The sequence below is a fragment of the Bifidobacterium sp. LH_416 genome (assembly GCF_056357055.1).
Window position 1 is genome coordinate 1 of the sequence record NZ_JBKEVJ010000005.1, and the last position, 21,489, is coordinate 21,489.

The following is a 21,489-nucleotide window of genomic DNA, read 5'->3' on the forward strand; positions in this document are numbered from 1 at the left end:
ACCAACCAAGGACCCGACGGACAAACCATCAGGCTCGGAACAAGCTGGCAATCATTGACTATAAAGAAGTAGTACAAACACGCTCTTGAGTTCTCAAACCACCACCACACACAAACCGATCCGGACCCGTATTCTCCCTTGCGGGAGGAATCCGAACCGCTCAGCGGCAGCGAAGGAATAACTTACACGAAACCAAACAACAACGCAAACCCACCAAACCAAAAACCACGAAAACCATTGGAAAGACACGCTTCGCCCGGCGTGTCGAAAACGCTGGTTCTCGCATCATCAACGCCACCATAGCTTGCAAAACAACCGCAAACTGCCCCAAATATGTTTCATACCGGCGTGTCGAGGGGAACTTCACAGCAATTCATTCTCTCAATAATGCAGAAAAAACGTCACCTCATTCTCAGCGACGATGTCATTCATTTCAATCTATCTCCCATATCGACGGTATCGAGATACCTTGCTCCACCCCGTTTTCCGCTCCGCATTTTTACGTTGTTTCTGGTTAGCATTCGGCCTCATAATAAGTTCAAGTCCATCAAAATCAACGGGTTGCCACTCTTGCCCACACACTTTAAATGACATTCCCTGCTCATTGTCTGCCGGATACACCATGACCGCACGCCCTGCACCAAGATTCTCCTGAATCTGCACCCATAACAATTCTCGAACACGTGCGGATACTTTTCCTACATAAACCCCGGCCGAAATCTCCATCAACCATCTAGTCAAGTGTCCCCGCAATTTTGGAGGAGACACCGTCAATACAACTACAATCATTCAAATCACCTAAGCAATTCCCAGTCAGAAAGAATTAACATCGAATTGCTCAGCGAATTCTTCAAAAGGTACAGCATCTTGATCATCGTTAACAGCAGCGCTGATAGTATCTGAAGAGTAGTTCCGCCCAGCATTTTTATACCCAGAGGCACCTGCCCACAATTGAGTGGTAATGTCTTGCACTTCCACTGGCGATTCATCCAACTCTTCTGGCGTCAACAACAATGACCTCACGTCTCGTACACAGCGCTGCAAAAACTTGCCGTCTTTCATACGGTCACGGACACCTCTACGAGCCGCTGCTCCTACATCCGAAATCTGATGAGCAACCAAATCAAATGCCAAAGGCACAGTGATGTCGACCTTGTACAGGTCAGCAATATCGTAGACAAAACTTTTTTCGTTATGTGCATGGACAAAACCCAATCCAGGAGAGCACCCTAGAGACACAATTACTGCATGCACAATTCCGTACAACGATGTATTTGCAGCAGACAATGCACGATTCACATCATCTGCATCATCAAAATCTGTAATCTTGTATGACCTGCCGCTCCATGGAACACCAGTACGTGCAGATTCCCTCTCATATGCACGCCGCACTCTAGTCCCCTCTTTGCCAAGCAACTGTTGCATAGTAAGCCCGTCTGTCGATTCATTGGGAAATCGCATTGCATACATACGACGAGCAACTTTCACTCGTGTGCGCTCAGATGAAACTAGTTTTGCCTGTGCTTCCAACAGTCGAGTGGATTGAGCAAGAGATGCACCGTGGCAATAATATCGAACCCCTCGCTCACCAACCCAAATGCAGGTCGACCGCGATTCGGCTAAAAGACAAATCGCAGCATACGTAATATTGCTGCCGGGGCCCAGCATAAGCACACTGAGCGCAGCAGCAGGTACATGGACCGTGCCCCGTGAATCGGTAATAGTCACAGCATTGTCTGCACGGTTAACCACGCAATGCTCAGCATAGAGGAACGTCATACGATCCTGCATACGAACCAAAGCAGTTAATGGAGGAGACTTAATACCTGGAATAGCACTCATAGCATGTTCCTATACTCCTATAACCGATTACTCATCAACGGAACCAATGTCAGCAGGCCAAAGCCATATCCTTTGGCACGTCCTATGCCCTCCAGTAAGGCGCTTCGCAATAGCACCGGATCATCTACCACTAGCACTCCGTCATATACGACCGATGACAAGGTAACTGTCGATCCTTGTCTCGCAAAATCAACTTTTCGTGAATCCCTAATTACCACTTCTGGCAATTCCAAGCGATTAATAGGCATATGGAAACCGCACTCACGCGCTTTTTTTTCAAGCCATTGTTGCTGCTCATTAAGATTCAATATGCCCACACGACGCCCCCGACGCACATACCCGTCCGATGGAATGGATTTAGTCGGATTAGCCTTAAGCCGGAACCCCCACTCCTGTCCTATGTCCAAACGATTCAGGAACGGCTCATACTCGCAGGAGACCATACCTTGTTCCATGACATCAAGTTCATCATGCAGCACCTTTTTGTCAGGAATCACATCCGAAATAATGTACAACCGACTTGGCTTACCTGCTTTTCCTTTGTCCAGCCGCCATAGGCAACGGGCCTCTCCCGTATGAGTCAGGTCAAGAGATCGCGAAATGATTGCGTGTTGCCGCTCCAAAGATGCCATCGCCCATCTTGCATGTCTGCTCAGCGGATTTACCATAATTCGAGTGAATTGGGTCATGAACGTTCCTCCTTCACTTCACAAGCAGCGTCAAAAACAACATCGAATATCATGTCGTCATACGACTGCAATCCAAACTTCTTCACAGAAGACTTCCCGTTCTCGATTTCAGTAGGTTCGATGTCCACTGTTGGAGTCGGTCGTTCATCATTGAGTTGCACCATTTCCCGAGACTTCCAGCGGCGTCCCCTTGGATCGAAACTCACAGGTTCATCGGCAATGGTGTCTATAAAATCAACATCAACGTCTTTGCCTGCTAACGGTTCCACCACGATCCTGGCAAAACAGCGCTCAGGAAATATCACCGCACCTCGCAAGGCCTTACGCTGATACCATTCAGCGGCACGCCATGGCGCATGGCGCAGAGCATCTTCCAACGATTCTCCCGACATCCACATTTGCAACGGACCGTCAGGAGGACAAGAGCGCCGCCCCAGAAAAATCGGATAATACGGCGATTTTAAAGCCTGACAATATTGCTCAAGCTCGTCTTTATCAGAGCTTTCCAGTCCAACCAGAAAAACAGCATCCTGTAAGTAATATCGGATAGACAACGGCAACATCTCCTTTTGGGAGCTGCCAGGACGTTCATTCTTCAAATCTTCTGCGGTATGAAAATCTGACATTATGGTCCCTGGCTGGTCAACGCGCACTCCGAAGCGCAGTCCCGAAAAACGCTCTAAAGATTCATCTCGTCTAATGCCTAAAGCTGCAGCCAGCATACCGATAACACCACTTTTCGTGGGCATCGTTTCAGTCTCCCGACGGGTGAATCTACTACTTGCACCCCATGACTGCATTGGTGCAGCTAGCCGTATTAACAACACCGGCATGGATTACTCCTGCGAATCGGTCGCCGAAGACGACACAACAGTTTGTGGGGTAAGCCTTTGTGCTACCACTGTTTCGATGCCCTCAAGCATCTGCCGCATAGTAGAACGTTGGCCAACCAATCCGCTAGGACCTTCAGCAGCTTCCGTCGAATCGCCAACGCGAACCACCCACGTATGTACTGGCGTAATTTCATACGCCTCATCGAATTCTTTTTGACGCCGGACTAGAGCTTCAGTCGCATGCTTCACATAATCAGGTTCAACCGGCTTTTGGAAGGCGACGACAAGATTTACCGCTTGCGTATCACGTATGTTGACTACTACTAAATCCGGCAAAGTTCCTTGCGCGAATGTATTGATCTTTCCCTGCGGCATACTAGTCACGAATGCCTGTACGAATGCGGCAACAGCTTTTGCTGTTACATTGGAGTTCCCCAACGTATCATTCAAACGGTTCGCATCCACGTTTGCATACCGATAGTATGTAGCCGCATTAAACTCAATCTGCCCCATCATGGCCGCACCAGCATCGCCCTCTTCATCATTGCTTTGCTTAACATCATCCACAGCAGTGAAGAAGTCAGATTCCGAGTCGATAGCCTGCACACTAATCGCATGAGCAACCTGGGCTGCTGCATCTACATTCAAATCAGCGGCATCCGCGACCATACGTCCAAACAATGCAACGTCAATGGATCGATCGTTAGCCACAATCTGCTTGATATGCTTTTTCTCTGACTTCACATATTTGATCGGATCGTCCTGTTCAATTGCCTCTGCAGCAATCTCCGCCAGTTGATCATACTGACGGTTCCCCATAAACAGTAAGTAGCCCGACTGCTGAAGTTCATCATCAGTATTCCCTGAAGCATTCTTCTTTGCACGTGGCTTAGTCAGTTTGATACCGGCACCATCGCTGATGATGCTTTCTGCCATCTTAATCGCAAGAGCCTCATCCGTTTGCGGAACACGGTCGAGAATACGATTTCTTAGTAGTTCCACAACACGTTTGGTTCGTACTCCTAAATCACGAGGATCGAGCAGTTTGCTGAATAGTTCTCGAGTCGGACGTTTCCATGCCTGGCTGGACACACGAGCACGAGTCACGCCTCCATATTCCACTGTTTTAGGACTGCCCGTATCATCTCTGTTCAGATTGCTCGCTGCGGTTGTCTCCAGAATATGAATCTCCACAATAGTGCGACTTGAGTTGGTCATCTTTGACATAAGAGGTTCCTTTCCAATAAATAATGATGTACTAACTACGCTGGCATGAAATATGGCAGATAAAGCAGAAAAGACTAGTCAGATTCCCGAGTATCGTCTGCAGCATTATGCAAATAGGCATACTGGAAATCCCGCCCCCACCTGGTGCGAACAGCATTTGCTTGATTGCGATCGGATCGCAAGGCCAACAAATCTTGGGCCAAAAGGCCGTAATTCAGTGCAATTCGTTCACGTTTCAACAAACTAATCAGACGACGAGAATGGCGAATAAGTTCTTTCCAGCTGCTGGATGTCTGCAATTGATCGAATACTCGTCTGATACCGGACTCGTTAAAATTGCCATAAGCCATGAGTCCTGTTGCGCGCCCCAACGACACATCAGCATCCGTGTGCATTGAAGCTTCATGAATAGACTGCTGATGCGTCGCGAACAAAGTAAGAGCTGCATGAGCCGCACGTTCACGTGGAGAAGGTTCATCAATGTAACGAGTAGCGTCCAACCCGCAAATGTCAGAGTCTGTAGGATCAGGCATCGTCCAGACAAATACATCTGGATCGACTCCTACATCATGCCCAGCAGCGTGGCGCAGCTCCGCGATTGCAGCCGTAGCGTACGAATCGTTGCGCACATAACCTCCACGCTGAATACCAGCGTTGTCACGTCCTCCAGTAGCTAGACGTCGAGCTTGTCCGCTAACCCATGACCCAAATGCAGTCAACTTTGGCACACGTGTAGATTGTGAATCAGCACTGTTACTTGACATTACTCATCTCCTTTCTCCTGCGAATTCTGCTTGCCGAATATGTCGTTTAGATCCCGTCTAAACTGAAGTTCTGAAAACGCGACACTATAGTGTCGGCTTTTTCCATCACCTATGGGTACCTCGCGACCGACTATGGCACGAGACGATGTCTGAGCAGCAACCTGTGCCGAAAGATGCAACAGTGTCTTTCTCGCCGTTTGGCACCATTGCAAGCTGTAGTGTTCAAAATCATCGTCCCGCTCAATGCCACGCAGCCATTGACGGAAAACGCTATCGAATGTTGTGTATCCAAGCTCCAGCGCCCTTCGTTGCGCCGAGTCAGTAGGTAATCCTGCAGCCAAAGCAATGCCGGTTGCCATTCTACTTAGCGCTTTGATTCCTCGGTCAGTGCGATCAACCGCCTCCTGCAGCATCTGTGCCATCTGCGGATTTTGCGATGTGATTACAACAAGATTCAGATCAAGAACATCATCTACAACCGCATCGATAACCGCATCGTTATTACCATATTCGACACCGAATGCATGAAGCCGAATAGGAGTTGTGCCTTCTTGTCGCATACCGCTCAGCCATTTCAATGAATATGGGCGAAGGAAATCAACACCGCTATTGCTAGCTTTCTCTTTCTGGGTTCCGCTGGTCAGAGTAGGCAGACCGCGCCATAACGCTCGTGATGGGTCATGCTTACGCGGCATATATACCAAGGGTCGTTTCAATGCCCTCTCCTGAGTCTGGCTGCGCCGCCAACCAGTCATGGTCTCATAGTGGTGTCCATTTTGCGGTTTCAAACGATCACCGTTACAGACCAGCACACCTGTGACTGTTTCTCCGTCATGAGCCAACAGCACTCGCCTTGACTGCCAAGTCATTAACGTTGCAGGACCATGGAAAAATGAGGTATCTCCAGTACGCTCTATCGGCTGATCAAATCCAGCAGCAGAATGCGATGCCAATGGATTTCGTTCCCATATCGGAGCATCATCCGACCACTGTGCATCGATCTCTCCGGACTCGAATACATCATGCCCCACATAGTTGAGTATCAACGTTTGCCATAGATTTCTGCCTTCTACCAAATAACCGCCAAGATGGCCTGACCATGCAACTCCAATGGGATATCCTTTGCCGTTTTTTACACGCGGATCGCCAACAGCTCCAGATTTGATGCCTGACGCATCAAATGCCTGCATAGTCACGAGCCATCGTGCCGCTTCGGCAGCACTAATAGCCTTCAGCCCGTCGCCGAGCCGCGTCGTAAAGAACGGTTCTCCACTTGGAACATCCAACACCAAGCGTTCCAATCCAGATATCTCATTCTTTGCCGTATGCAGACAGGCAACCTGATAGAACGGAGCCTTATCGTCAAACAAATCGAAACTATATCGCCACTCATCGCAGTATTCCAAGATTGCTTGTAAAACATCAGGATCAGCTACCCCATGTTCAAGTAAATCCTCTTTCCACTCTTCAGCGGTAATATCATTGCCAAAGCAGCCATACAACACGGCGATTAATAAACGACAAATCGCAAATCGCTGTAGGGGAATATCACCATCGATACTGCGAATACTGCCAGCAAACTTGAATACCTCGATGATAGACATCTCTCGGCGTTCACCATCTTCCAGCATTGTAACTGGAATCCAAGGCCGATCCATCAGGTTAAATGAAACTTCATTGTTCGACATCCGTCATCAATCCCTTCTCCATTGAATAGCGGAATCGTAATGTTCTTACAATTGTCTCATCGTTTTTATCTTTGTCGCGCACCTCATATACCGCATTGCCATCATTATCGAGAACAATAAGCAGTTGACCTTCCAGATTGCGATCTTGCGACATATAAGTTCGCCATTGTTCCGGCACGGCGAGTTCCAAAGATTCGATAAAGGCATCCACGCTGCAGTTTTTCAACAACGAGCGCCCCAAGGAAATCGTGCAAGATAGAATGTCTCTAACTTGCTGACGATCAGGAGAGCCGATGCCAGAAGGTAATGACTCAGAGGATTGGAATGTGCCCCATGACGGCAGTTGTAGATTACCGTCCGCGTCACGTTGGAGAACAATAACCTCTATTGAGTCATCGCATTCACGCACCCCTGCTGACACCAATTGTTCTTGAGAGCCACCTGGAGCATCAGGGTCCAACATATTCATGTATAACCAACCATCCAACGAGAATGGACTCTTACGTTCCATAGGCTTGAATATTCTCAGTTGACCAGCCGCATTTTCGCTATTAGCAATCGAGTCTTTCATAGCGGTGCGCGCAGCATACTCACCGTCAGTGCCACTCCTCCACTTTGTAGGGCAAGTATCGCCTTCTCCGTACACAGTCTGCACCAGGTTTGGAATGCCATCCGGAATCCGGATAACCGCAGGCATCTGAGGAGCGATATGTAGAACAGCCAGCGAGCGCATGAGCAGATAACGCTGATACACCTGTTCCAGCCCTCGAGCAAATTTGGGAGGACAATGTTCAGCATATTTCTCCACACCAGTGATGAACATGCGAGCACATCGCAATGGCTCAGGGCGCTCGCTTTCGTCGTTTCCACGATGGTGACGATGCAGTCGACCTGCGCGCTGTAATATCAAATCAATTGGCGCAATGTCAGTGACCATCACATCAAAATCGACATCCAATGATTGCTCTACGACCTGTGTAGCAACAACAATTCCGGAGCGCTTGTTCGTATCACCATTCTTGCCATAACGATGAATGAGTTCCCGATCTATACGGGCACGGTCACAAGCAAGAAATCTGGAATGCGCCAGCATAATATCCGCATCCATTCGTTGCGACAAAACGTCATACGTATGCTGTGCCCTGGCCACAGTGTCGCGAATAATGACCGCGCATCCACCCTCACGCAGATTTTCTTTCAGTACAGAGACCAACGTTTCATCATCGTCATCAATCAGCGATACTTCGATGCTCAAAGTACGACCGGAAGGCGCAGGAGATGAATCATGCACTCCACTTGAGTCAGACACTGAAATCAACGGGTATCGTAAATCAGGATTTGGCAGAGATCGCAGACAATCGGCCTCCAGCATTGAATCTTCTTCAAGTGCCACGGGAGCTAACTTTGTGGCAGAACTAGCGGAGGAAGCTAATTGGCGCTTCCCTCTCATACGATCCGTTAATTTCTTGCGAGTTTTTGGATGTTGTTCGTCATTATTATCCATCCATAGACTTTGAATATTTTCTACCGCGTCAGCGGCATTCATCCCCTGCTGATATGCCTCAAGAAACGCTTTACGCTTCGATTGCGGCAACGTGGCACTCAGCATAATGACCGGCGCACCATACGACCCTAACCATGACAGTACGGTCTCCATATACACATTCATGTATGCGGTATTCGAGTGAATTTCATCAAGAATCACTACTTTCCCGGCAAGCGCTAGATGCCTTAGCACCACATGTTTGCATCGTAATCCGGCCATGAGTACCTGGTCTATGGTCCCGACGACAAAACTAGAAAGGTTGCCTCGCTTTCGTCCGGTGAGCCAAGAATTGACTACAGCTTGCAAAGATGCAGCTGCGTTAGACCCCATGGTTTCGCCATCGACGAATCCGGTTGACGAGCGCTCTGAAAACGCCGCATCTAATCCATGATTGTCATCAAACCATTGTTCACGCAGTTCTTCATATTCATCATTTAATTCACGTTTGCCATGTGCCAAAAAGAGAGATGTCATCATGCAACGATCAGCAGCAGGCAAATGTCCAATCCAATCAAGCACACGACCGAACATCGCATTAACCGTCGCCTGAGTCGGCAAAGCGTAATAAATACCTCCGCAATGGAAACGTGAGGCGAGTATCTCCGCAGATAATAGGGCAGCCTCGGTTTTTCCTTCGCCCATATTGGCCTCGATAATCATCAGTCCAGGCGATTTCATGGTTTGAGCCAGACGAACAGCCTCCTGCTGCACTGGACGCAAATGCGCATGTGAAATATCGAACTGGTCGCGGAATAACTCATCCGGTGTTTCAGATATTCGCCCAACTTGCCATGGTTTCGGCAGACTCAACATGCGCCATGCCCGCGTTGCGCGAGTTTGTGCATTAAAATCTGCGTTCATCTTTATTGTCTAACGACGGTTCATTCAATGTGCACAATCTACTATCACTGGCAATCCAGTCAGCAATAATCACCAAGGACGTCAATATAATCTGCGTTCTGCGACGTAATGGACGCTCATGTAAATTCTGAAGGACTGGAATCACTTCTGTGGATTTCGCAAACCAATCGATGATTTCGCGCCGTACAGCCTCCCACGAGGAATCACCAGCAAATCGTTCATAGCGCCAACAGTTTCTCAATTCCTGCTTGGACTGAGTTAACGAAGTACCATGATGCCCGGCAACAATGCTCGCAATACCATGAGCCAGTGTTCCCTCCCCAGTATGCAAGCTCTGCTGCGCAAACCATGATTCAAGAGACCAACATCCAACCAATTCATGTCGGTACTGTAAACGTAATTCATCACCGCTGATCGAATAGTCAATTGACAATCCAGACTGACGAATTTTATCAGCCAGACGAGGAACCTGTACCACGAAGGCTGGCGATGCCTTGCCAATGTCATGAATAGAGGAAATAAACCAGTACAGCGTTCTCGCCTGGCATTCATCTCCAATGTCCTCGACGAGCAGTGTTTTAGCATTATCAGGGACAAACTCATCCCATACATGCAAGGCCACTTCACCGGTATCCTCCAGATGCTGCCAAAGCTGAAGGTAATGCTCATCCTGAGGGTTCAGATATATACTCTTTGCCCAAATGGAAAGCGCTCGAGCAGATAAATCAGGAACACCTGGCATGAAGTGCCCACTTACCCCCATAATTACTGCCTCCTTAACTGAGCGGCGTAATCATCTAGAACCTGCAGAATCCCCCGATGTATCCATACCTTGTTACGGCGGCCTCCGGTAATCTGATCCAATACTCCTCGTTCAGCAAGCGTTTCGATAGCACGGTGCGCTGCTACTGGCTGTAATCCAAGATGAGTTACAAGGTACTCATGGTTAATAATCGGCTGTTCGATAAGCAAAGGGAGCACATTCCAAGCATTGGCATCCCTGCGCAGTCCTGATAATGCTTCACGAGACTGATCCAGTTGATTTTCTAGCTCATCAATCAATTGGATGCCAGTCGCAGATGCAAAACGGCAAGCATATGCAAAGCATTCAACGATAGCCCTCGCATCGCCGTCTCGATATGACATCAGTGCATCAAAGTAACGCGTCGTATCTGTCAATAGTCCGGCTGACACTGGCGGCGTCACATTACGAACAAGACCCTTATTGCGCAACACTGCATGAACCAGCGCACGCCCCACTCTGCCATTACCATCCACAAATGGATGAATCGTTTCAAACTGAGCATGGGCAATGGCACATTGCAGAATCACAGGAAGATCATCCCGCCGCAAATAAGACAATATGTCATCAATCAATGGCTCAACAAGCTCAGGCTGTGGCCCGACATGCCGCGCATGCACCGGGCCGCTCGAACTTCCTCCCACCCAAACAAGTTGATCACGGAATCGACCAGCATAGGCTCGTAATTCAGGTTGCGCCGACAGCAACGCTTCATGCATGTTCAGCAAATTACACTTGTCGAATTCTCGGGACAATGCTAGAGCAGCTTCCATGGCATGCACATTACCCACTACAACCGCAGCATTACCACCTTTCCCCTCACCTAGTTCCTGTAGAGCAAGGTTTTTGGCACCGACAGTCAAATTCTCAATCTGAGAAGAAGACGTGGATTCCGTACGAAGCAGGATTGCGGACATAGGGCCAAGAACACGGCTCTTCATTCCGAATTTCGCGCCTGCATATATATCCAACTCGCCTAGTGCATGAGCTGATTCTTCCAAGGTCGCACTGATATCAGCAGGAATATTGATAGTTAAGTCTGCTACTTTTGCCGGCACAGCCGACCAGTATTCGCCTGTTTCTCTCATCCGCTCTGATCGAGAAAGATGTGCACTCTCACTCGGATGCCAAAAATGTGATTCTTTGCCCATGGGAGGCACATCTATAGGTGCTAACTCATTATCTGTCATAATCACCCCTTCGTAATAACAGATATCAGAATAAATGTTTGATTAAAAATCAATCTATTCTACTTTAGATATAACTATCATAGACCACAATTATGAAAAACACCCCCGCAACTGCAGGGAATTTGAAAAATCCGTCTACTCTACCGGATCACTCCCGCAACTGCGGGACAATACACGGCAGCATACTACTCCACCGTGAACGTCAGCGGATCGCTTTTGGCTTTTGGCGCATCCTTCAGCGCAATCTGCGCAACATATGTGCCGGCCTTTACCTTGGACCAATCGGCCTCATCTGTGCACTCGGTCAGCGTGGCGTTGTAATCAGTGTTCCAAGTCAGCTTCTGCTCGTCCTTATCTCCCTTAGACATCAGCAGCATGCGCGAACTTGCTGAGCAAAGATCAGACTTATATACGGTCTCCTGGCCTGAAGTGATAGTCAGCACACGGTTACCATCCGAACCGTCGACCAAACAACTGCTGGACCCGTCGTAAATAATCTTCGCAGTAAATTCCAGAGATCCACCGACTGCAACAGATTGAGATTGCGAACTTAATTCAAGCGTCAAATCTTTATACGTACAATCTTTGACGCTGCTTGTGCTTTTCGGCGTCGGCGTGGCATCACGGGAGATGGCATATACATCGTCATGGTGAATCAATGTATTAATCGCACCAACACCACGACCGATGCTATATACACAGAACACAATCAGGGCAAGCACCAGTACCAGCACCACGCCGACCACAATACGGCGGCGGCGATATATCGCCTGCTGCTTCTTACTGATCTTGCGCTTACGCTTTTTCGGCGCGCCAGACCGCACGGATGCGCCAGACCGTGCGCTTCCGCTCGCTATACGCTTCTTACCCTGCTGAACCATAACAGTTTCCCAGTGTAATCAGCGAGGCAGTCGCAACGAGCCGTCTGGCAGCATCTCGACAAGACCATCATCGTCCAAACTGGCAATACAAGCGCCAAGCTGTGCCGAATCATTCCATAATTTCTCCGCATCAGCGCGAGCGAGCACCTCACCCGCAGGCAATCCGCGCAAAGCAGCCAGCACAATTCCCCGCACCTGCCGGTCGGTTCCCCGAAAACGTTGCCGTGGGCGAGTCCTGTTCTCCCCCAGCCCCGGCCGGCCAGCCTTAAGAAATGCACAATCGTCTGCAACTGGGCAGGCTTCGCATAGTGGCGATTTAGCCGTGCACACTACAGCACCGAGCTCCATCACCGACTGATTCCAAGTCACCGACTGCTGCACTTGTTCAGGCAGCACACGGTTTGCGAGCGCTCGTTCGGCAGCACTTGCCGCCCCGCCGCGCGATTCCACTCCAAGGAATACACGGCTCAACACTCGTCGAATATTTGTATCGACAACGGCAATCCGCTGGCCGAATGCGAAGCTCAATACGGCAGAGGCCGTGTAATCACCAATGCCTGGAAGTGCGATAAGCGCATCATAGGTACGAGGTAACTCATCAGCGTAGTCGTTCGCAACCGCGCACGCGCATTCCTGCAATCGCAATGCGCGACGGGGATATCCAAGCCTTCCCCATGCGGTAATCACTTCGGCTTTGGGCGCGGCGGCGAGCGCACGCGCGTCCGGCCAACGCTCCATCCAAGAGAGCCAATATGGCACTACGCGACTCATTTGTGTCTGTTGGCTCATGACTTCGGAGACCAGTACTCCCCATGGTGTGGCTCGGCCGAATCGCCATGGTAAATCGCGTGCATTTGCTTCCCACCACGCGCCAAGCCGCAAAGCAATATCACTGTCGTTCATCGTTCTTATTCTTAGCATTTATGACGAACGAGGCAGAAATGAATCCGCAGACTCCTGAAAACTCAAGCAATCCTGAGGCCAAAGTCGAGAAAATGTTCGAATACGGTTATCGTAAGTCGAATTATGGGCCGGACGAGCTGGTGACTGACGCGCACGGCAACCCGATCAGTGTAGTGGATGCGATGCTTTCCGCTGAGAAGGCCGCTGAAACCGAAACGGTGACGCCGCACCTGTGCTACTACTCCCCCCGTATTCCCGGCAACACCGGTTCCGCTATCCGCTTGTGCGCAGTAACCGGCACTATTCTGCATTTGGTGGAGCCGCTGGGCTTCAATTTGAAGGATACGAAGCTGCGCCGCGCCGGCCTCGATTATCACGATATGGCGCATGTGGTGCTGCACCCGAATTTCGAAAATCTGGTGGAATCGATGCCGAATTCACGCATCATTGCGTTCACTGCACACGCCACCAAGCTGTACACCGAGGTGGAATACAAGCCCACGGACATTCTGCTTTTCGGTCCTGAACCTGGTGATATTCCTGATCCGATGGATATTATGGCTGGCCCGCATGTGGCAGAGCAGGTTCGCCTGCCCATGCGCCCGTCTCTGCGCTCCTTGAACCTCACTAATTGCGCGTCCATTGCCATTTATGAGGCCTGGCGCCAGCTGAATTTTGCCGGCGGCCGCTGATTATTCGCGATGATTATGAATGATTATTCATAATCATTCATAAAAAATGAGCGGTACCTGCGCTAGCAGATACCGCTCATCAATTCACGGTCATCAACAATCCATGACCGTCAGTTCTTGAAGCTGTGAATCGGCGCCGGGATACGGCCACCACGAGTCACGAACGCCTCGCATGAAGTCTGATTCACCGGCATAATCGGCGCATAACCCATCAGGCCGCCAAAGTTCGCCATTTCGCCGACGCCCTTACCAGCCACCGGAATCACGCGCACAGCAGTGGTCTTCTGGTTAACCATGCCGATGGCAGCCTCATCCGCAATCAAGCCAGAAATTGTGGCGGCAGAGGTATCTCCCGGAATGGCAATCATGTCAAGGCCTACAGAGCACACGCAGGTCATGGCTTCCAGCTTTTCAATGGTCAGACATCCGGAGCCGGCCGCGTCAATCATGTTCTTGTCTTCAGAAACCGGAATGAACGCGCCAGACAGACCGCCAACATACGAGGACGCCATAATGCCGCCCTTCTTGACCTGATCGTTGAGCATGGCGAGCGCTGCCGTAGTGCCAGGAGCACCAACCTGTTCGAGACCAATCTTCTCGAGCACTTCGCCCACAGAATCACCCACGGCCGGGGTTGGAGCCAGAGACAGATCGATAATGCCGAACGGAACACCGAGTCGACGAGAAGCCTCCTGTGCCACCAGCTGACCCACGCGGGTGATCTTGAAGGCAGTGCGCTTGATGGTTTCGCACAGGAATTCGAAATCCTTGCCCTTGGCTGCATCGAGTGCGCGAGAGACCACGCCTGGGCCGGAAACGCCCACGTTAATCACGGCGTCACCTTCGGTTACGCCGTGGAAGCCGCCTGCCATGAACGGATTATCGTCCGGTACATTGCAGAATGCCACAAACTTTACGCAGCCATAGGAGTCATTGTCTGCAGTGCGCTCGGAAATGTCTTTGATGATATGACCGAGCAGTTCCACTGCGTTCATGTCAATGCCGGTTTTGGTGGAGCCCACGTTTACCGAAGAGCATACGATATCGGTTTCGGAAAGAGCCTGCGGCAGGGACTTAATCAGCAGTTCCTCTGCCGGAGTCATAGCTTTGGAAACCAGCGCCGAATAGCCACCAATCAAATCAACGCCGACTTCTTTGGCTGCTTTATCAAGCGCATGCGCAATCTGAACGAAATCTTCCGAAGTTTTGCAGCAGCTCGCACCCACCAGAGAAATCGGGGTTACTGTGATGCGCTTGTTGACAATCGGAATGCCATAGTCGTTTTCGATGGCTTGGCCGGTTGAGACCAAATCCTTGGCGTACGTGGTGATTTTGCGGTAGATATTATCGCAGGTTTCCTTCACGCTGCTGGATGCGCAGTCCAACAGTGAGATGCCCATGGTAATGGTGCGGACGTCGAGCTTTTCCTGCTCGATCATCTGATTGGTCTCATGAACCTCCATGATATTCAGCATGGTGTTTCCTTAGTCCTTTCGAGGCCGGCTCAAATGCGATGCATCTTGGTAAAAATCTCTTCGCGCTGGCAGCGGATACGCACGCCAATGTCGTCGCCGAGATCTTCCAGATTGCCCACCATGGCGCTGAATTCTTTGTCTGCGTTCGAGTAATCCACAATCATCATCATGTTGAAGAAACCGTCAATGATGGTCTGCGAAATATCGAGCACATTGACATTGTGGTTGGAAAGATAAGTGCAGACTCGTGCAATGATGCCGACGGTATCCTGACCGACAACGGTAATGATGGCCTTGTTCATGGCGCTCCCTGATTGATGACTGATCGGAAATAAACTTTTGAGCTTCTCGAGCTCGAGCATTTTCGAACATATGAAAAAACGGGTGCTCTCCAGTATAGAGGAACACCCGTTACGGCATGTGGCGTGTCTCACTGGCGCACGTTAGGCAGCCAGACCCTTAGTATCCACGTGAACAGGAATCAGCTTGGGCTCTTCCTTATGTTCTTTGAGCAGGAACGAGAAGGCCAGCACAATCACCACGAGTACCAGACCGAAGACGTACCCGTAGCGCGAACCATCCACGAAGCCTTGTGCCGGGTTGGTACCGCCCGTAGCCGTGTAATGACCTTCACCCAAACCCAGCAGGCAGGTAGCGATAGCCGTGGCAATCGCACCGAACACCTGCTGCATCGTGTTGAGAATCGTGCTGCCATCAGCAGCCATACGGCCCGGCAATGACTTGAGTGCCGCGGACTGCGTGGACTGCTGAATGAACGGAATACCAATCATCACAATGATGTGAGCCGCAAGGAACAGCACTACCGAAGAACCAGTTCCGATGGAGAAGAACAGTGCGCCACCGATTGCAGCCATCGCAACGCCAATCCACACCAGCTTCTTCGCGCCATGACGGTCGAAGAGACGTCCGGCACCCAGTGTGCACAGTGCATTCACGATGCCACCCGGCAGCATGAGCAGACCGGCAACCGTGGAGCTCAAGCCGAGACCGCGCTGCAATTCCTGCGGCACCAGATACATGAATGCCAGCGTGCAGCCGAATGAGCAGCTCACCATAATGGCCGGAATGCGGAATGCAGCCATGCCAAGTGCGCGCAGGTCAAGCAGCGGATCGGAAATCGTGAGCTGACGGTGAGCGTAGAAAGCCAATACAGCCACGCCAATAACAAGCAAACCAATCACAACGGCGGAGAAGCCCATATCGCTGATCATGCTGACGCCGGCAACCAAGCAGCCGAAGCCGATGGCGGAAGCCGCAATGGAGAGCACGTCAACCGCAGGGCGCGTGCGTTCGATAGGTGTCACGAAGAATGCGGCAGTGCAAGCGAGCGCCACAACAGCAACCACAGCGAACAGGGCGAAAATTGCACGCCAAGAGAAAGCGCCAATCAGCGCGCCGGCAATGGTCGGGCCGATAACCGGCGCGAACATAACCACCAAGCCGGCCACACCATTGGCGGCACCGATCTTGTGCGGCGGGAACACGCGCATGATAGCGGCATACAGGGTGGGCAGCACAATACCGGTGCTAATGCCCTGAATGATTCGTCCTGCAAGCAGAATCGGGAAGTTTGGCGCCACGGTGCACACTACTGCGCCAAACAGGAAGCAGCCAAGGGCAAATAGAACCAGCGTCTTGGCTTTAATCCACTTGAGCAGGAAGCTGACACATGGCAGTACGATGCCGATGGCCAGCATGTATCCCACAACCATCCACTGCACGGTGCCGGAGGAGACATGGAATTCGTCCATCAAATCCGGCAATGCGATATTCATGGATGTTTCGGACAGCATGCCAAGGAATGCGCCAAAATACAGGCCGAGCATGACCTTGTGCGGGTGTTCGAAATGCTGTGGTTGATTATGAACGAACGATGATTCGGACAATTGGATATTACGAATGGTTGTCTGGTGAGCGGACAACTGAACCTCTTCTTGAGTCGATGTTGTTGCCATCGCGCAGCACCGTAAGCATGAGCGCATACGCCGTTTGTCCCGCGAATGACCCGCGGAGCACGGTATGCGACTTCATTGGCAGGCGCCGAAAACCCCTAACGTCCGGGTCACAATCGGCAACAAAAAATCGCATGCCTTCTGGCAAGTAATACGCCAGAGGCATGCGATTATTCAAAACTCTGCCCCCTCTGGCTCCCCTTGTCAGGACATTGCCGTTAAGCAAACAGCAGAGCTGTTTGTAGGCAATGTGCGAGACGACAGTCGAGCCAATAAAATGCGGACGAAGTCCGACCTTAATTGCGAACGAGCTGTCGGCGAAGCCGACTGAGGGGTAGTCACATGTGTGACAGAGTTTTGTTCAAAACAAGGTGTTACCGTAATACGATTTTCGATTTTTCGTAAGTCCGTCCGCGCGTGTCGCGAAGGGCGGAGGTCACGCTTCGCGGCTAGCGCTCGGCGCAGCCACTGCGGCAAGAGCACGCGGAGCGTGGAAGCCTTGCTTTTCGAATTCGTCGGCGATGGCTTGTGCCACTTCGTGGCTGCGGCCCTTGTCTACCAGGGCGATGATGGAGCCACCGAAGCCGCCGCCGGTCATACGAGCACCGTATGCACCGTTGTGGCGAGCCACGTCAACAGCCACATCCAGTTCGGGCACGGTGACTTCATAATCCGCAGCGAGCGAATCGTGGGAAGCATTGAACAAACGGCCTGCAGCCTCGATGTCACCCTGAGCGAAGGCGCGCACGAAGGAACGAACGCGCTCGATTTCAGTGACTACGTGGCGTACACGCTTCTTCATGGTCTCATCCGGCAGTGCATCCAGAGTTTCCTTCAGAGCCTGGAACTGGTCATCAGCCTTGGCAATGCCATCTGCTGCAACGCGCAGGTTCGCCACACCAAGAATCTTGGCGGCTTCCTCGCAAGTGGCGCGACGCTGAGCGTACTGGCCATCGTTCAGCTGGTGCGGAGCCTGGGTATCTACCACGAGCAGTTCCAGACCGTACTTATCAAGGTCGAACTCCTGCTGGGAAACGTTCTCCAGCGGGGTCAACTCCGGGCGGCAATCAAGCAGCAGCGCATGGCCTGCAGTGCAACGCATGGAAGCGTTCTGGTCGAGGCCACCAGTGGATGCACCGGCCATCTCATTCTCGGACTTGATGGCAGCGTTGATCAGGGTCACGCGGCCAGCGTCGGAATCGCCGTAGCCGAGGCCGTACACGTCGTCCAGCGCCAGAGCAGTGGAGCAGGTCATGGCAGCAGAGGAGCTCAGGCCAGAGCCCAGTGGCACGCAGGAGACGAAGGCGGCGTCAAAGCCCTGAACCTTGCTGAAACCAGCTTCGCGCAATGCCCAGGCCACACCGGTCGGATAGGCGGACCAGCCATCTACGCCACGAGCCTGAAGACCTTCAAGGTCAGCTTCGGCAACCTTGTCCGGAGCCACATCGGAAACCACGCGCACCTTGGTGTCTTCGCGCGGAGACAGGGCGATGAACGTGCGGTGAGGCAGTGCGATAGGCAAGCACAGGCCAGCGTTGTAGTCAGTGTGCTCGCCGATGAGGTTCACACGGCCAGGAGCAGCCCATACGCCGGCAGGCTCCACGCCATAGGTCTTGGAGAACAGTGCCGTGGCCTGTTCCACGCCGGCCTCATGGGAGATCGGCTCAATAAATTCAACAGCAGTCATTGGTGTTCTTTCTATTAAAAAGGTTTTGGCTCCCCTCTGTGAGGGGAGCTGTCCGCAAACGCGGACTGAGGCGAGCCATAGAGCCGAATCAGTCGGAGATGTCCACGTCGCCGAGCTCGTGGAAGCGCTTGGCAATGAGTTCCGGAGTGGTGTCGGAAATCCAGGCGGCCATGCCGGATTCGGAACCAGCCAGGTACTTAATCTTGTTGGCTGCACGGCGGAAGGAGAAGAACTGCAGGTTCAAGCGGTAGTTCTCGCGGCGCGGATCATGAATCGGAGCCTGGTGCCATGCGGAAATGTACGGCAAATCCATGCCCTTGCCATCGCCCTTGTCGAAGAAGGCGTTGCCACGCTTGAGCAGGTGGGAGTACATGGAAGCGAGGTCCCAACGCTCCTGGTCATTGAGCTGATCCAGGGTCAGTACATCGCGAACCGGAGCCACGTGAACCTCGAGAGGCCAGCGAGCTGCGGCCGGCACGTAAGCAACCCAGCTGTGATTACGCATCACGATGCGTTCGCCAGCTTCGAGCTCAGCGTTCATGATGTCCTTCAGCAGGTTGCCACCGGTCTTCTCGTGGTAAGCCTCAGTGTGCTTAAGTTCCTTCTCCATCTTCGGAGCGATGAACGGATAGCAGTACACCTGACCGTGCGGGTGAGCCAGAGAGACACCAATCTCAGCACCATGGTTTTCGAACGGGAAGATCTGTTCGATGCCTTCCATCTTGGAGATTTCAGCAGTACGGAAAGCCCAAGCCTCAACAACCGTGCGCAGACGAGTAACGGGCAGATCAGCAGGCAGACCATCTTCGTTCGGATCGAAGCAAATCACTTCGCAACGGCCGGCAGCAGGCTTCTGCTCCCACAGCGGGTTGCCATCCACGAACTTCACGGAATCATCTTCGCCAGGAACGCGAACCATGGACGGGAAGCGGTTCTCGAACACCACAACGTTGTAATCAGTATCCGGAACTTCACCATCCTGGTACGGATCACCAGGCTTGCGAGCGGCCAGCGGGTTGCCCTTAGCGGTGGCGCCGGGGCCAGCGGTGATCGGGCGGTTCATACGCGCGGTGGCCATTGGAATCCAGTCACCGGTCAGCGGGTCGCGGCGCATTTGCGGAGCAGCGTACGGCACTTCATTGCCATCAGCATCCAGATGCGGGGCGAAACGGTAATCCAACGGACGCGGATCCTTCAGCTCGCGGGTCTTGGCACCGGACACGTACTCCGGATCGTCATCCAAGTAGAAGAAGTCACGTCCATCGGCCAGCTTGGTCGGTGTGATGCGGATGTGCTCCTTCGCGTATTCACCCGGTTCGTAATTGGCAAACTCTGCCATCTTCACTCACTTTCCTCATTGGTCTCGCTCTGGTGGGCCAGCACGAGTTCCTTGACCAAATCTTTTGTTTTGGCGGCGGAATCAGGGTCGAGACCGTCGTCGGTGATGACCGTGTCCACCTGGTCGAAGCGTGCAAACAGAGACAGCGATGTACAGCTCCACTTCGTGTGATCGGTCAAAACTATGGTGCGATCGGCAATATCCATCATTGCCATATCGGTTGCAGCTTCCAGTGAGTTCGGCATCAGGAAGCCACGGGGAATCGACACTGAATGGGTGCCGAGGAACACGGTGTTCACGCGCAGGGATGCGACGACTTTGTCTGCAATCGGTCCGACCAGGGAGTTCGAACGAGTGATGACACCACCGGTGACAATCACTTCTACATCCTTGGACTCGAGCGCTTGCACCAGTTCTGCAACAGGAATCGAATTGGTGAGAATGGTGATACCGCTGGACTGCTGCGATTCAAGCAGATGCTGAGCGAATACGTAGGCTGTAGTACCGCCGCCGATGGCGATTACATCTCCGGGCGCCACGTATTTCACGGCTTCTTGGGCAATGGCATCTTTCAGACCAATGTCCATCTGGGACTTCACAGAGAACAGAGGCTCGCTCAACAAAGTGCTGGTAGTTACGGCACCGCCGTGAACGCGCTTGAGTAGACCTTTATCGGCCAACTCAGCAATATCTCGGCGGATAGTCATCGCCGAAACTCCCAGCTCCTTGGATAGCGCGGTAATGCGCACTGCACCGCGTGTGCGCAACCTGCTCAAGATGAGGTGCTGACGTTGTGACGAAATCATACGAACATTATCGCACACAAAAGCTCACAAACAAAACCGTGTTGAGCGTTTTTCAGCCAATGTTTGCGTTCGCTTCCGTTCAAATAGTCATTTTTGGGGATATTCAGCCTTCACACAAAGCAAAATCGCGCAAAACCGAACATTTTCCCTTCGGCGCAACTGCTTCCTGCAATCATCTCCAACTTCAAGGCACCCTTGTACTCAGCCAATATCAGTGCAATCAATCCTTGCAATCAAGGTTTCCGTGAGAATTCTTTGCATCGAAAAGCAGCCATACCGACTGCAATTACG

At 51.7% G+C, this 21,489-nt stretch carries 19 protein-coding genes; 1 reads left to right on the forward strand and 18 read right to left on the reverse strand.

What is annotated here, in order from left to right; all coding sequences use genetic code 11:
• Positions 1–438: 438 nt before the first annotated feature.
• From cas2e to AC1AY0_RS09640, 12 genes are all read right to left on the reverse strand, one after another.
• On the reverse strand, positions 439–789 hold the full coding sequence (cas2e, locus tag AC1AY0_RS09585; RefSeq protein WP_476525123.1) for a type I-E CRISPR-associated endoribonuclease Cas2e: 351 nt from the start codon (positions 787–789) through the stop codon (positions 439–441).
• 24 nt (positions 790–813) lie between these two features.
• Positions 814–1,842, reverse strand: a complete 1,029-nt coding sequence (gene cas1e / locus AC1AY0_RS09590) for a type I-E CRISPR-associated endonuclease Cas1e (protein ID WP_476525121.1) — start codon at positions 1,840–1,842, stop codon at positions 814–816.
• Between the two features lie 17 nt (positions 1,843–1,859).
• Complete coding sequence (cas6e, locus tag AC1AY0_RS09595) at positions 1,860–2,531, reverse strand: type I-E CRISPR-associated protein Cas6/Cse3/CasE (protein ID WP_476525119.1); 672 nt, start codon at positions 2,529–2,531, stop codon at positions 1,860–1,862.
• Positions 2,528–3,364 (reverse strand): type I-E CRISPR-associated protein Cas5/CasD, encoded by an 837-nt coding sequence (gene cas5e, locus AC1AY0_RS09600; protein ID WP_476525117.1) that lies wholly within the window; start codon positions 3,362–3,364, stop codon positions 2,528–2,530. The genes cas6e and cas5e overlap by 4 nt, the downstream gene beginning before the upstream one ends.
• A gap of 3 nt (positions 3,365–3,367) precedes the next feature.
• A complete protein-coding gene (cas7e, locus tag AC1AY0_RS09605; protein ID WP_476525115.1) occupies positions 3,368–4,591 on the reverse strand; it encodes a type I-E CRISPR-associated protein Cas7/Cse4/CasC in 1,224 nt (407 codons plus the stop codon).
• A gap of 74 nt (positions 4,592–4,665) precedes the next feature.
• Complete coding sequence (casB, locus tag AC1AY0_RS09610) at positions 4,666–5,355, reverse strand: type I-E CRISPR-associated protein Cse2/CasB (protein ID WP_476525113.1); 690 nt, start codon at positions 5,353–5,355, stop codon at positions 4,666–4,668.
• The gene (gene casA / locus AC1AY0_RS09615; RefSeq protein WP_476525111.1) at positions 5,355–7,043 is read right to left on the reverse strand and encodes a type I-E CRISPR-associated protein Cse1/CasA; all 1,689 of its coding nucleotides are present in this window, start codon (positions 7,041–7,043) and stop codon (positions 5,355–5,357) included. Before casA ends, casB begins: the two co-directional genes overlap by 1 nt.
• Complete coding sequence (gene cas3 / locus AC1AY0_RS09620; RefSeq protein ID WP_476526324.1) at positions 7,030–9,450, reverse strand: CRISPR-associated helicase Cas3'; 2,421 nt, start codon at positions 9,448–9,450, stop codon at positions 7,030–7,032. Before cas3 ends, casA begins: the two co-directional genes overlap by 14 nt.
• The gene (locus AC1AY0_RS09625) at positions 9,434–10,213 is read right to left on the reverse strand and encodes a CRISPR-associated endonuclease Cas3'' (protein ID WP_476523845.1); all 780 of its coding nucleotides are present in this window, start codon (positions 10,211–10,213) and stop codon (positions 9,434–9,436) included. The genes cas3 and AC1AY0_RS09625 overlap by 17 nt, the downstream gene beginning before the upstream one ends.
• A gap of 2 nt (positions 10,214–10,215) precedes the next feature.
• The gene (locus AC1AY0_RS09630; RefSeq protein WP_476523847.1) at positions 10,216–11,442 is read right to left on the reverse strand and encodes a Fic family protein; all 1,227 of its coding nucleotides are present in this window, start codon (positions 11,440–11,442) and stop codon (positions 10,216–10,218) included.
• Positions 11,443–11,627: 185 nt separating this feature from the next.
• Positions 11,628–12,323, reverse strand: a complete 696-nt coding sequence (locus AC1AY0_RS09635; RefSeq protein ID WP_476523849.1) for a hypothetical protein — start codon at positions 12,321–12,323, stop codon at positions 11,628–11,630.
• A gap of 18 nt (positions 12,324–12,341) precedes the next feature.
• Positions 12,342–13,226 carry an HhH-GPD family protein gene (locus AC1AY0_RS09640; protein ID WP_476523851.1) on the reverse strand — a complete coding sequence of 295 codons (885 nt, stop codon included), beginning with the start codon at positions 13,224–13,226 and terminating at the stop codon, positions 12,342–12,344.
• 20 nt (positions 13,227–13,246) lie between these two features.
• Between AC1AY0_RS09640 and AC1AY0_RS09645 the strand changes: the two genes are divergently transcribed.
• Positions 13,247–13,918 (forward strand): tRNA (cytidine(34)-2'-O)-methyltransferase, encoded by a 672-nt coding sequence (locus AC1AY0_RS09645; protein WP_476523852.1) that lies wholly within the window; start codon positions 13,247–13,249, stop codon positions 13,916–13,918.
• A gap of 110 nt (positions 13,919–14,028) precedes the next feature.
• On the opposite strand, the gene AC1AY0_RS09650 is transcribed toward AC1AY0_RS09645, so the two are convergent.
• The 6 genes from AC1AY0_RS09650 to AC1AY0_RS09675 form a co-directional block, all read right to left on the reverse strand.
• The gene (locus AC1AY0_RS09650; protein ID WP_476523854.1) at positions 14,029–15,393 is read right to left on the reverse strand and encodes a DUF711 family protein; all 1,365 of its coding nucleotides are present in this window, start codon (positions 15,391–15,393) and stop codon (positions 14,029–14,031) included.
• Positions 15,394–15,422: 29 nt separating this feature from the next.
• Positions 15,423–15,695: an ACT domain-containing protein gene (locus tag AC1AY0_RS09655; protein WP_476523856.1), complete on the reverse strand. Its 273-nt coding sequence runs from the start codon at positions 15,693–15,695 to the stop codon at positions 15,423–15,425.
• 141 nt (positions 15,696–15,836) lie between these two features.
• On the reverse strand, positions 15,837–17,369 hold the full coding sequence (locus tag AC1AY0_RS09660) for a DHA2 family efflux MFS transporter permease subunit (protein WP_476523858.1): 1,533 nt from the start codon (positions 17,367–17,369) through the stop codon (positions 15,837–15,839).
• Between the two features lie 433 nt (positions 17,370–17,802).
• Positions 17,803–19,053, reverse strand: coding sequence for a galactokinase (gene galK, locus AC1AY0_RS09665; RefSeq protein ID WP_476523860.1), 1,251 nt, complete (start codon positions 19,051–19,053; stop codon positions 17,803–17,805).
• Between the two features lie 88 nt (positions 19,054–19,141).
• Positions 19,142–20,392, reverse strand: coding sequence for a galactose-1-phosphate uridylyltransferase (gene galT, locus AC1AY0_RS09670; protein WP_476523861.1), 1,251 nt, complete (start codon positions 20,390–20,392; stop codon positions 19,142–19,144).
• Between the two features lie 2 nt (positions 20,393–20,394).
• Complete coding sequence (locus tag AC1AY0_RS09675) at positions 20,395–21,198, reverse strand: DeoR/GlpR family DNA-binding transcription regulator (RefSeq protein ID WP_033891309.1); 804 nt, start codon at positions 21,196–21,198, stop codon at positions 20,395–20,397.
• Positions 21,199–21,489 lie beyond the last annotated feature (291 nt).

Bases quoted from the DNA above. Each gene is read 5' to 3' on its own strand.
- cas1e (WP_476525121.1), bottom strand. From the start codon at position 1,842: ATGAGTGCTATTCCAGGTATTAAGTCTCCTCCATTAACTGCTTTGGTT.
- AC1AY0_RS09625 (WP_476523845.1), bottom strand. From the start codon at position 10,213: ATGGGGGTAAGTGGGCACTTCATGCCAGGTGTTCCTGATTTATCTGCT.
- cas2e (WP_476525123.1), bottom strand. From the start codon at position 789: ATGATTGTAGTTGTATTGACGGTGTCTCCTCCAAAATTGCGGGGACAC.
- AC1AY0_RS09635 (WP_476523849.1), bottom strand. From the start codon at position 12,323: ATGGTTCAGCAGGGTAAGAAGCGTATAGCGAGCGGAAGCGCACGGTCT.
- cas7e (WP_476525115.1), bottom strand. From the start codon at position 4,591: ATGTCAAAGATGACCAACTCAAGTCGCACTATTGTGGAGATTCATATT.
- galT (WP_476523861.1), bottom strand. From the start codon at position 20,392: ATGGCAGAGTTTGCCAATTACGAACCGGGTGAATACGCGAAGGAGCAC.
- AC1AY0_RS09675 (WP_033891309.1), bottom strand. From the start codon at position 21,198: ATGATTTCGTCACAACGTCAGCACCTCATCTTGAGCAGGTTGCGCACA.
- AC1AY0_RS09660 (WP_476523858.1), bottom strand. From the start codon at position 17,369: ATGGCAACAACATCGACTCAAGAAGAGGTTCAGTTGTCCGCTCACCAG.
- AC1AY0_RS09640 (WP_476523851.1), bottom strand. From the start codon at position 13,226: ATGAACGACAGTGATATTGCTTTGCGGCTTGGCGCGTGGTGGGAAGCA.
- cas3 (WP_476526324.1), bottom strand. From the start codon at position 9,450: ATGAACGCAGATTTTAATGCACAAACTCGCGCAACGCGGGCATGGCGC.
- AC1AY0_RS09630 (WP_476523847.1), bottom strand. From the start codon at position 11,442: ATGACAGATAATGAGTTAGCACCTATAGATGTGCCTCCCATGGGCAAA.
- cas5e (WP_476525117.1), bottom strand. From the start codon at position 3,364: ATGCCGGTGTTGTTAATACGGCTAGCTGCACCAATGCAGTCATGGGGT.
- galK (WP_476523860.1), bottom strand. From the start codon at position 19,053: ATGACTGCTGTTGAATTTATTGAGCCGATCTCCCATGAGGCCGGCGTG.
- AC1AY0_RS09655 (WP_476523856.1), bottom strand. From the start codon at position 15,695: ATGAACAAGGCCATCATTACCGTTGTCGGTCAGGATACCGTCGGCATC.
- cas6e (WP_476525119.1), bottom strand. From the start codon at position 2,531: ATGACCCAATTCACTCGAATTATGGTAAATCCGCTGAGCAGACATGCA.
- casA (WP_476525111.1), bottom strand. From the start codon at position 7,043: ATGTCGAACAATGAAGTTTCATTTAACCTGATGGATCGGCCTTGGATT.
- AC1AY0_RS09645 (WP_476523852.1), top strand. From the start codon at position 13,247: ATGACGAACGAGGCAGAAATGAATCCGCAGACTCCTGAAAACTCAAGC.
- AC1AY0_RS09650 (WP_476523854.1), bottom strand. From the start codon at position 15,393: ATGCTGAATATCATGGAGGTTCATGAGACCAATCAGATGATCGAGCAG.
- casB (WP_476525113.1), bottom strand. From the start codon at position 5,355: ATGTCAAGTAACAGTGCTGATTCACAATCTACACGTGTGCCAAAGTTG.